Source organism: Paenibacillus campinasensis, assembly GCF_002272015.1.
Taxonomy (GTDB): Bacteria; Bacillota; Bacilli; order Paenibacillales; family Paenibacillaceae; genus Paenibacillus_AQ; species Paenibacillus_AQ campinasensis.
Genome location: NZ_NPBY01000126.1, coordinates 1 through 1,985 on the forward strand (window position 1 = coordinate 1; position 1,985 = coordinate 1,985).

Here is a 1,985-nt window from a genome sequence, read left to right on the forward strand (position 1 = left end):
ATTTCATATTTGAATACGACTACAACGCATTCTTGCGTTAGGGAGAGTGGACAAATGAAAAAGGCAGTGTTAACGGTTGCGGCAGGGATTCTAGCACTGGGGATATCCGCTTTTGCAGCAGGGTCTGTGTCTGCAGCCAGTCAGCCGGTTGAAGTGCTTCTGAATGCTAACAAGCTGAATTTCCCCGATGCCAAACCGTTTCAGGATGGACAAGGCAGCGTAATGGTTCCGATCCGGTTCGTATCGGATGCGCTCGGAGGAACAATCAGTTATAGCAAGTCAGGCGGCAAATCGGTGGTAGAAGTAAGGAAGGGCAATCACACGGTGAAAATGACGGTAGGACAAACGAGCGCCGAGGTGAATGGGCAAATAAAAGACTACGGCACCAAGGTCATTCTGAAGCAAAATCGCACGTTTGTCCCATTACGCCTCGTCAGCGAAGGACTCGGTGAGAAGGTGCAGTGGGATAAAATCGGACGGTGGGTATGGATCGGCGAGAAGAACTTCCGAAACACGGACGACCCGGAGTTCAAATTACAGCCGCTCAGCGATTTTAAGGCGTATATGAAATCAACAAATCAGTTCCGGAAATTCTCTGCCAATAAGGAACCGTTTGATGGGATCAAAATAATTCAGGCGAATCAATTGCCCATTAAACTTGGTAATGGGGAAATAATTTATGACATAAGGCTTGAAAAAAGTAATGGAAATGATTATATAGCGATTCGTAGTTCGGAGCGAGGCACCCCCGTGTTTTTTATGGTAAAGAATGATTTTGTTAAGTACCGTCAAGGTCTTGATAATGCTTTTGTAAATCATAAGGACGGGACGGCAACCAATTATTATCCAGTTATGAGCACCTCTGATGTTTATCAAAATGGACAGTACAACCAATATTATGACTGGACCAAATTCCGCTTAACTACTGCAGATTATATTGCTTTTAGTACACATCAACCGAAGGACTATCTTGTGGCAATAGTCAATCCGTTTAAATAAGGAATTGTACAAGATGAGAATCAGGGTGAAAGCAATTATCCAGATTGTGTCCTGCTTTATAATGTGTCTTGTTACCGTCATGTTTGTCAATCCCGGGAAGGCGGAAGCTATCGGGATTAACCGAATGTTCCAAAATCCACAGAATCCGAATAAATATTATTTTGTAGGAATGGTCTATTATGACACTTGGAGCAATGCAGGCGGCCAATGGATCAGTACTCCTCCGGGAGGAATTACTGACGTGGATGGTTTTGACTATGTGTTTGAGTTCAGTGCATCTCGAAAAATAAAGGACGTCCGTGTAAGTAAATTTGATTACTATCGAGAATATGGTGACGAAATTTTCGAAGCCTCGCGTTCATTTGAAATGTCACAAAATTCAAAGTCCTATTATGTTCAGGCAACTTCAAGGAACTATTCCCTAACCAATCGTCCTTGGACAGGAAAGGGTACAAATGTAGCCAATGTTCCTGTATATGTTGTGCAGGCTCGTTTGGAGGCTGAATATCCAGTAAACAGAAGATTGGAAGAAGAACAAAAAGGCCAACAATTTGCTCCTCTGGTTCAAGGCTGGCGTTTCTACTTCCCAACCTTGTTCGAAATTGAGCTCGAACCGGAGGAAGGCAAAGCGATTATCAAGCACTATACTACGAACGGTCGTTCACTGAATGGAGTATTCCCGGACCGTGAGGAGAAGCTGGAGAAAGGTAAGTCCTATACTTTCGCGCATACCCCAGGCAATGCGGATTACACCTATGTAGGACACAAAAAAAGTACAGTGTCCCCTCCGAGTGGAGGAACCATTACGCCGGGGGATCATCCTCCGTTTACGTATGATGCTTCATTCCCGACGTATTACTTGTATTTCTATTATGAAGCACAGGATAAGCCACCCCCGCCACCACCCACGGCCTCCTGCACCCCGCCATCGCCCGGGGCGACTATCAACGGCCGCTACATGGACCCGGTGGTGACGGCCCGCATAC

General features: G+C 45.4%; 1 protein-coding gene and 1 pseudogene. Both read left to right on the top strand.

Annotated features, from left to right (window positions below; all coding sequences use genetic code 11):
• The first annotated feature begins 54 nt into the window (after positions 1 to 54).
• Positions 55 to 999, top strand: coding sequence for a copper amine oxidase N-terminal domain-containing protein (locus tag CHH67_RS25615; RefSeq protein WP_095268194.1), 945 nt, complete (start codon positions 55 to 57; stop codon positions 997 to 999).
• A gap of 25 nt (positions 1,000 to 1,024) precedes the next feature.
• Positions 1,025 to 1,985 (top strand): annotated as a pseudogene (locus CHH67_RS25620) (DUF5704 domain-containing protein); the annotation flags it as partial.

What these genes read in the sequence shown, in the direction of transcription:
- CHH67_RS25615 (WP_095268194.1), top strand. Translation starts at nt 55, where the DNA reads ATGAAAAAGGCAGTGTTAACGGTTGCGGCAGGGATTCTAGCACTGGGG.